The sequence below is a fragment of the Caballeronia sp. genome (genome assembly GCF_049581465.1).
Classification (GTDB): domain Bacteria; phylum Pseudomonadota; class Gammaproteobacteria; order Burkholderiales; family Burkholderiaceae; genus Caballeronia.
On sequence record NZ_JBAUSA010000093.1, the window covers coordinates 1 to 7,582 of the forward strand.

Annotated in this window: 8 protein-coding genes and 3 pseudogenes; 10 read left to right on the forward strand and 1 reads right to left on the reverse strand. The window is 60.5% G+C overall.

All coding sequences use genetic code 11. The features are described 5' to 3' along the window. From WCA53_RS02275 to WCA53_RS02310, 8 genes and pseudogenes are all read left to right on the forward strand, one after another. A partial coding sequence (locus tag WCA53_RS02275) for a c-type cytochrome (RefSeq protein ID WP_423905041.1) occupies positions 1-1,148 on the forward strand: 1,148 nt, incomplete at its 5' end. A gap of 29 nt (positions 1,149-1,177) precedes the next feature. Beyond that, positions 1,178-1,339: a hypothetical protein gene (locus WCA53_RS02280; protein ID WP_423905043.1), complete on the forward strand. Its 162-nt coding sequence runs from the start codon at positions 1,178-1,180 to the stop codon at positions 1,337-1,339. A gap of 22 nt (positions 1,340-1,361) precedes the next feature. After that, positions 1,362-1,928, forward strand: a complete 567-nt coding sequence (locus WCA53_RS02285; RefSeq protein ID WP_423905045.1) for a cytochrome C oxidase subunit II — start codon at positions 1,362-1,364, stop codon at positions 1,926-1,928. Beyond that, positions 1,918-3,546 (forward strand): b(o/a)3-type cytochrome-c oxidase subunit 1, encoded by a 1,629-nt coding sequence (locus WCA53_RS02290; protein WP_423905048.1) that lies wholly within the window; start codon positions 1,918-1,920, stop codon positions 3,544-3,546. The genes WCA53_RS02285 and WCA53_RS02290 overlap by 11 nt, the downstream gene beginning before the upstream one ends. After that, positions 3,543-4,352 carry a c-type cytochrome gene (locus WCA53_RS02295; RefSeq protein WP_423905050.1) on the forward strand — a complete coding sequence of 270 codons (810 nt, stop codon included), beginning with the start codon at positions 3,543-3,545 and terminating at the stop codon, positions 4,350-4,352. Before WCA53_RS02290 ends, WCA53_RS02295 begins: the two co-directional genes overlap by 4 nt. 368 nt (positions 4,353-4,720) lie before the next feature. Then, positions 4,721-4,888 (forward strand): annotated as a pseudogene (locus WCA53_RS02300) (efflux transporter outer membrane subunit); the annotation flags it as partial. Positions 4,889-4,902: 14 nt separating this feature from the next. Next, a pseudogene (locus WCA53_RS02305) lies at positions 4,903-5,323 on the forward strand (MFS transporter); the annotation flags it as partial. Between the two features lie 233 nt (positions 5,324-5,556). Beyond that, on the forward strand, positions 5,557-6,021 hold the full coding sequence (locus WCA53_RS02310) for a GNAT family N-acetyltransferase (RefSeq protein WP_423905052.1): 465 nt from the start codon (positions 5,557-5,559) through the stop codon (positions 6,019-6,021). Positions 6,022-6,056: 35 nt separating this feature from the next. Here WCA53_RS02310 and WCA53_RS02315 read toward each other — a convergent pair whose 3' ends face one another. Further along, a complete protein-coding gene (locus WCA53_RS02315; RefSeq protein ID WP_423905054.1) occupies positions 6,057-6,872 on the reverse strand; it encodes an AraC family transcriptional regulator in 816 nt (271 codons plus the stop codon). A 95-nt stretch (positions 6,873-6,967) separates the two neighbouring features. Here WCA53_RS02315 and WCA53_RS02320 point away from each other — a divergent pair, with 95 nt between their 5' ends. Both WCA53_RS02320 and WCA53_RS02325 read left to right on the forward strand, forming a co-directional pair. After that, complete coding sequence (locus WCA53_RS02320) at positions 6,968-7,387, forward strand: gamma-glutamylcyclotransferase family protein (protein ID WP_423905056.1); 420 nt, start codon at positions 6,968-6,970, stop codon at positions 7,385-7,387. 20 nt (positions 7,388-7,407) lie between these two features. Next, a pseudogene (locus WCA53_RS02325) lies at positions 7,408-7,559 on the forward strand (LysR family transcriptional regulator); the annotation flags it as partial. Between the last annotated feature and the right edge of the window lie 23 nt (positions 7,560-7,582).

Here is a 7,582-nt window from a genome sequence, read left to right on the forward strand (position 1 = left end):
GCGAGTACCTCGCGCGTGCGGGCGATTGCATCGCGTGTCATACGGTGCCGGCCGGCAAGCTCTTCGGCGGCGGCCGTCCCATGGACACGCCGTTCGGCACGCTCTTCACGCCGAACATTTCATCGGACAAGGAAACGGGCATCGGCAAGTGGAGTGCAGCGGAGTTCTACACGATGATGCATACCGGCAAGTCGCGCGACGGCTTGTTGCTGTATCCCGCTATGCCGTTCGCGTCCTACACGAAGGTCACGCGCACCGATTCGGACGCGATCTACGCCTATTTGCAATCCACGCCGCCGATTCATCAGCCGAACCGGGCGCATGAACTGCGCTTCCCGTTCAACCAGCGCTCGCTGCTCTACGGCTGGCGCACGCTGTTCTTGCGCGAAGGCGAGTACCAGCCCGATCCGACGCAATCGGTGGAATGGAACCGTGGCGCATATCTGGTCGAGGGGCTCGGCCATTGCACGATGTGCCACACCGCGATCAACGCGCTGGGAGGCAACTCGCCGTCCAAGAAGTTCGAAGGCGGCTTGATCCCCGTGCAGAACTGGTACGCACCTTCGCTGACGTCGAATAAGGAAGCGGGCTTGGGCGACTGGAGCATCCAGGACATCTCGGACTTGCTGCAGACGGGGGTATCGAATCGCGGCGCGGTGTATGGCCCGATGGCCGAGGTCGTCTACGACAGCTTCCAGTATGTGTCGGATGAGGATATTCGCGCGGTCGCCGTGTATCTCAAGGCGCTGCCCGCGCGCGCTGGCGAAAAGAGCGGGCCGCCAACGGCCGCCGTGGCAGAGGAAAAGAACCGCTTGTTCCCGCTCGGCCAGAAGATCTACGACGCTCAATGCGCGATCTGCCACGCGGCGAAGGGACAGGGCAAGTTGCCGGACTTCCCCCCGCTTGCAAACAATCAGTCGATCCAGATGACGTCGTCCGTGAATCCGATCCGGATGGTGCTCAACGGCGGCTACGCACCCGGCACGATGAAGAATCCGAAGCCTTACGGCATGCCGCCGTTCGCCCAATCGCTCTCCGACGAAGAAGTCGCGGCGGTGGTCACGTATATCCGCACGGCCTGGGGCAACCATGGCGCGCCGGTAAGCGGGCAAGACGTCAACCAGCTCCGGTCCGCACCGCTGTATTGACGCAACTCCAACCGGATATCGAGGACTCCATGACTGATTCGGAACATGAAGAAGATGCGGCCGTCGACGAAATCGTGCGCGACGGTCCGCACGGCGCACTAGCACTTGCGGGAACGGCGACGGCCATCGTGATCGGCCTGTGGTTCGCGTTCTACTTTCTCGTCTTTCTGCCACGCGGCGTCATTCAATGAGCCATTCAGTGAGAACCAAGCGATGAGCACTGAACCCAGAATGTCGTCGGAGGACATCGCCGCGCGCATCGAGCGCAAGTGGGCGACTGTGATGGTGATCATCGTCAGCGTGCTGGTCGCGATGGTGATCTTCACCGGTCTCCACTGGGCGATGATGCCGCCGTCGCGCGTCGAAACAATCCGGCCGGAAACGCTCAACGTGAGCGGCGAATTTATCGAGAGCAACCTGGGCAGCGCGGTGGAGGCGGACGGCTCGGTGACGGTGCGCATTGTTGCGCAGCAGTATTCGTTCACGCCGCAATGCCTGCTTGTCCCGACCGATACGCCCATCACGTTTCGCGCGACCAGCGCCGATGTCGTACACGGTTTTCTCGTGACTCACACCAACATCAACACGATGGTCGAGCCCGGCTACATCTCGACCTTCAAGACAACCTTCACGAAACCTGGCGATCACCTCATGCCCTGTCACGAGTTCTGCGGAACCGGACACCAGAGCATGTGGGCGCACGTGCAGGTGATCGACAAGGCGACTTTCCTTCAAATGGCGAACGCCAACGGCTCGCGGAGACTCAGCTGTGTTAAATAGCAAGCGACTCGTCCTCGCCCATTTCTGGCTCGGCTTCATCAGCTTCGGCGGCGCGTTGCTGCTGGGTGCATGGCAAATGTATGTGCGCAGTCCTCTGCATCCGTGGCTGCAGAATCCCGAGCATTATTACCGCTCGGTGACGGCGCACGGAACGGCCATGGGGTATGTGTTTCCCACCTTGATCGCGATGGGTTTCGGCTATGCGGTGATTGAACTGTCGCTCAAGAAGACGATGGTCGGCGTGCGCTGGGCCTGGGCCGGTTTCATCCTCGTGGCGATTGGCACGGTGACAGCCTTGGTGCCCGTCGCGATGGGCCTCGCTTCCGTTCTCTACAGTTTCTATCCACCGATGATCGGCAACGCGTTCTACTACATCGGCATCGTGCTGGTGGTGGTCGGATCGTGGATCTGGGTTGCGCTGATGTCGATCAACCTGACTGTGTGGAAGCGCGACCATCCGGGGCAGGTCGTGCCGCTTGCGATGTTCGCCAGCGTCGCCGGCGCTTATTTGTGGGGCTGGACGGCGGTTGGCGCGGCGATCGAAATCTTGTTCCAGATTCTGCCGGTGGCGCTCGGTTTCAAGACGACCATCGATGCCGGTCTCGCCCGCGTGTTCTTCTCGTGGACGCTGCATGCGATCGTGTACTTCTGGCTGATGCCGGCGTATATCGCGTATTACACGATCATCCCGCGCGCGATCGGCGGCCGTCTCTACAGCGATTCGATGGCGCGCATCTCGTTCATCCTGTTCCTTGTCGTCTCCATGCCGATCGGGATTCACCATTTGTTCGCCGATCCGACGGTCGGCTCCGGCTTCAAGTTCATGCACTCGGTGTTCACCGCGCTCGTCACCGTGCCGACCTTGCTGACCATCTTCACGATTAGCGCGTCGGTTGAAATCGCGGCTCGGTTGCGTGGCGGGAAGGGCAGTTTCGGCTGGATCAAGGCGTTGCCGTGGGAAAACCCGATGATGCTCGCACTCGCATTCTCGTTCGTGATGCTCGGCTTTGGCGGCGCAGGGGGCATCATCAACATGAGCTATCAGATGGACTCGACGATCCATAACACGCAGTGGATCACGGGCCACTTCCACCTGATCTTCGGGGGCGCGATCGTCATCATGTACTTCGCGATTGCCTACGATCTCTGGCCGCATCTCACCGGCCGCGCGATGAGAGACCTGAAGCTCATGCGCACGCAACTCTGGCTGTGGTTCATCGGCATGATCGTGCTGACGTTCCCGTGGCATTACGTGGGCATTCTCGGCATGCCGCGACGCATGGCGTTCTACGATTACAGCGATCCCGAGATCGCGGCGCAGGCGCTATGGGTGGTTGCGTCGGTGATCGGCGGATTGATCCTGGTGGTGTCGGCAGCGCTGTTCTTTGCCGTGTTGATCCGGGCCCATCGCGCGCCGAAAATCGTCGTCGAGGAATACCGCTTCAGCGTGGCCGTGCACCCGCCGAAGACCATACCTGTCGCGCTCAATAGTTTCGGATTGTGGCTTGCACTGATGATCGGCCTGACGCTGTTCAACTACGGCTATCCGGTCGCCTCGCTGCTCGCGCGATCCGACACATCGGTGCCGGCCATTCCGGTCGGAGGGCCTCAGCGATGAGCGAAGAACGCCTATTCTCGCTACGTAACCGGTGGTTTACGGTGACGGTCGGCGGCACGCTTTTGCTGGTCGTTTTCTCCGTGGTAGTGGGTTTCATATGGCTGCCGTCCGCTCAAAGCGATGCGCCTTTTCAAGGTGTCTGGAACGCGATCTGCAGCGCGGCCGGCGTGCCGCAGCAATGGTTGCGCAATTCATCGGCGACGCCTCCTCCCACTGTGCAAACCAGCACTGTGGAAATGACGCCGCAATTGTTGTCGGTGTCGAGCGAGTTGGCGGTCGGTCGGGGCGCTACGCTCGCTTTGCGATGCACCATGTGTCACGGTGCGCGCGGCATCAGCGAAGCGAATTCGCCGAACCTGGCTGGGCAATATTCCGCGGTGATTTACAAGCAGCTTTTGGACTTCACTTCGGGCGCGCGCCAGAGCGCCGTCATGTCGCCGATGGTCGCCAATCTTAGCGACCAGGACATGCGAGATCTGTCGGCTTACTACACATCTTTGCCGAGACCCAGGATTCCAGCGGCCGCCGCCGCGGTGCCGATGCCCGCTATCGTCTCCGATGGTGCGCCGATGCGCAATATTGCTTCGTGCGCGTCGTGTCATGGGGGTATCGACCACAAGGCGGGTGCGCCTTGGATCGAAGGGTTGCCTGCGGCGTATACGAAGGCTCAGTTGCTGGCATTCGCGAACGATACGCGCCATAACGATATCAACCAGCAAATGCGGAATGTGGCGCGGAATATGACTCCGGAGGAGATGGATGCTGCAGCTGCGTATTATGCTGGGGCGCAACCACCGGAGAGGTAGCCTTCTGTCGGCGGTTGGGGTTTTAGGGCGGTTCTGTTCGCGGCGAGTGTGGGGAGAGCGTTGAGTCCTTCTGCTCGCGTGGTCGTTCTGCTTAAGTCGGATTTTCTTGCTTATTTTTGTTAGCCCCTATCCGGGGCGGGACTTCATTTCTTTGCAAACGCGCAAAGAAATGAAGCAAAGAAACGCGTTCAAACCGCCAATACCTAAGTGTCGTCGTTGCTCCATTACAGGCTTTTGGCCCGAACGTAGCACGCCCCCACCCATCAACGCTCAGTCGAACACCTCCCTCAAGTTCAAATCGCGCGCACACGCTTCGCCTCGTATGTCGGTGGGCTCAGTGTTTCCACACCACCAGGCGCCGAGCAAGGCCGCGATCCCATCTGCCGATCTTCGATGGCGGCGCGCTGCGCGCCCAACTCAAAGGCCGCTACGCCGACTTTGACTATGCGGTCGCAACTTACGACCAGACGCTGATCACTGCGTTGAGCGAAGTCGCGACGCAACTCGGCGAGATCCGGTCGACCGATATCCAACTCGGGGCAGGCTCGTCCTGGCGACGCTTGCCGTCGCGCTTGCCACGTTCATGAACGTGCTGGATTCATCGATTGCGAACGTTGCGATTCCGACCATCTCCGGCAATCTTGGCGTATCCGTCGATGAAGGCACGTGCGTGATCACCTTGTTCGCGGCGGCCAATGCCGTGGCGATTCCGCTAACCGGGTGGCTTGTGCGGCGGGTGGGGCAGGTCAAGCTGTTTGTGGCCGCGATCCTGTTGTTCGTCTTTTCTTCGTGGTTGTGCGGCATGGCGCCGAACCTGCCTGTGCTGCTTGCCGCTCGCATCTTGCAGGGTGCTGGCGGGGCCGCTGATCCCGTTGTCGCAATCCATCCTGCTGGGCTCCTATCCGAAGGAAAAGAGTTCGCTGGCACTGGCGTTGTGGGCGATGACCGCGACTGTCGGCGCGTCTATTGGTCGTCGCGTTACAGCTTGATTAGTTAAGCATCTGTTGTATCGAATCAATATCTCAAATTAAACGCCAGCCCTCGTCCAACAAGGGACACCGGCACGGGCCTTACAGCCAAACCTGACCGCCACGGAAAACATCCCAGTCGCACGTGACAAAAACGGCTTACCGGTAAAATTGTCCATTGCCAGAGCGCGTGGCCTGACTTAGTGTGATGACCTGTTCAGTGCTTTTTACGCGTAATGCTTGATCCCACAGAAGAACTCTCGCCGTTTCAGTTGCGCCTCGCGTCGATGGACGACTTTTCGTTCGCCGAGGCTCTCACGCGCAACAACATGAACGGCTATTACCGCCGACACAATCTCGTCTGGCGAAGCGACCTTTTTCTCAGCAGCTGGCGCGAGTCGGAAAACTTCGTGCTGATAGGCAACGGCGAGGCGATCGGCGTGATGCGCGTGACCGAAGAAGGCAATTCGCTGCATATCCGCGATGTCCAGGTGGTCGAAGGATGGCGCCGTACCGGTGCAGGCACCTTCCTGCTGGAAACGGCTCATCGATGGGCTCGCGCTCGCGGACTCACGGAAACGCAATTGCGCGTGTTCGTCGATAACCCCGCTGCCCGACTCTATATCCGGATGGGCTACAAAACAGCCGGCTCGCGGCTCGCGCAGTTCGGCGCGATCAGGCACATGGTGCGCTGCGTATAGAAGCAATACAAAAGCACAACGAAAGCAGCACCGCGCTACTGTTCGCCGTCGCGGGCAAAGAACGCGCGCGGACTTTCTCCAAACGCACGCCGGAACATGGCCGAGAAGGCACTCTGGCTGTGGTAGCCGAGCGTTTGCGCGACCTGCGCAAGCGGTCTTCCCTGGCTCAGCAAGGGGATCGCATGCGCGAGCACCACCTGCTGGCGCCACTGCGAAAAACTCACGCCCAACTCACGTTTGAACAGTCGCGCGATCGTGCGAGTGCTCGCGCCAGCTTGCTCGGCCCAGCTTTCAAGCGAATCGGCAGCAGCGGGATCGGCGAGAACCGCTTCGCAAAGCGCCAGCAGACGTTTGTCGATGGGCATTGGGACGGACAGGGGCAATGGCTGCGAGCGCGTGATTTCATCGATGGCAAGCGTGCCCAACAGGCGCTCGCGTTCGCGCGAGATGGCCGTGTCGTCGAGCGCCAGCACGACCTCGCGCAATAACGGCGACACCTCCACCACGCGACACGTATCCAGTCCCGCCGGCACCACGCTTGGGTCCACATACAGCGTGCGCAAGTGCGCGTCCTCTACGATAACCACCTCATGCGTCACGCTCGGCGGCAACCAGATCGCGCGGGACGGCGGTACGAGCCAGGTCGAGCCCGACGCTGCAATACGCAATACCCCGTGCGACGCGCACGCAAGTTGCGCCCACGCGTGCGTATGCTGCGCGATGCGCACGCCGGCGGCCATCGGCCGGGAGCGTACGCGGATCGGGTGCGCGCGCGTGGGCGACGACTCGGCCGGAATGTCGAGATGTTCGACGGTGCCGGGTGGCGGATTGTCATCGGGCGGGGCGAACATGGCTTCCTCAGCGTTTTTTCAACGGGAATATTAAAGCCATTGCCGCCGATATTGCGCTTGGCATAATGCCGATGGACGAATTTCGAGGGGCATGCATGCAATACGTTTTCATCTACGGCACGCTGCGCGCGGGCGAAATCAACGACATCTCACGCGCGGCTGAGCGTCATGGAATCGCGGCGCCCGAGTTTGTCGGCGTGAGCGAGATCAATGGGCGCCTGTATGACTTCGGCCAGTATCCGGGCCTCGTGCTCGATGCCACGGCGGGCCCGGTTATCGGCGATGTATACCGGATCGACGATGCGCTCATTCCCGTGCTCGATGGCATCGAAATGATCGTGCCGGGTGTCGAAGGCCTGTATCGCGTGGAAACGGTGCAGGCTGCGGTCGAGATCGATCAGCGGCGCGAGGTCATCGAATGCATGACGTATCCGGTCGCGGAGAAGTCGGTGAAAGGGTGTCGGTTTATCGAAGGCGGGGATTGGATCAGCTACCGGCTGAGCCTGCTTCTGTAAGGTTCTTTCCATAAACATAGGCAAGCGGCCGGCTGGTCAGTGTGTTCGATGCGTTTGCTGCGCCGCCGATCGGAATTCACGCTGTGTTTCCGCAGCGACGGCATTTGCCATTGCGTGTGCGTTTATTTCTCGATTTACTTGAAGCTACGGTGCACCAGGGTATTGGGGATGAGGCTGGGATCGGCGCTTGTTGTT

Bases quoted from the DNA above. Each gene is read 5' to 3' on its own strand.
- WCA53_RS02280 (WP_423905043.1), top strand. From the start codon at position 1,178: ATGACTGATTCGGAACATGAAGAAGATGCGGCCGTCGACGAAATCGTG.
- WCA53_RS02285 (WP_423905045.1), top strand. From the start codon at position 1,362: ATGAGCACTGAACCCAGAATGTCGTCGGAGGACATCGCCGCGCGCATC.
- WCA53_RS02295 (WP_423905050.1), top strand. From the start codon at position 3,543: ATGAGCGAAGAACGCCTATTCTCGCTACGTAACCGGTGGTTTACGGTG.
- WCA53_RS02310 (WP_423905052.1), top strand. From the start codon at position 5,557: ATGCTTGATCCCACAGAAGAACTCTCGCCGTTTCAGTTGCGCCTCGCG.
- WCA53_RS02315 (WP_423905054.1), bottom strand. From the start codon at position 6,872: ATGTTCGCCCCGCCCGATGACAATCCGCCACCCGGCACCGTCGAACAT.
- WCA53_RS02320 (WP_423905056.1), top strand. From the start codon at position 6,968: ATGCAATACGTTTTCATCTACGGCACGCTGCGCGCGGGCGAAATCAAC.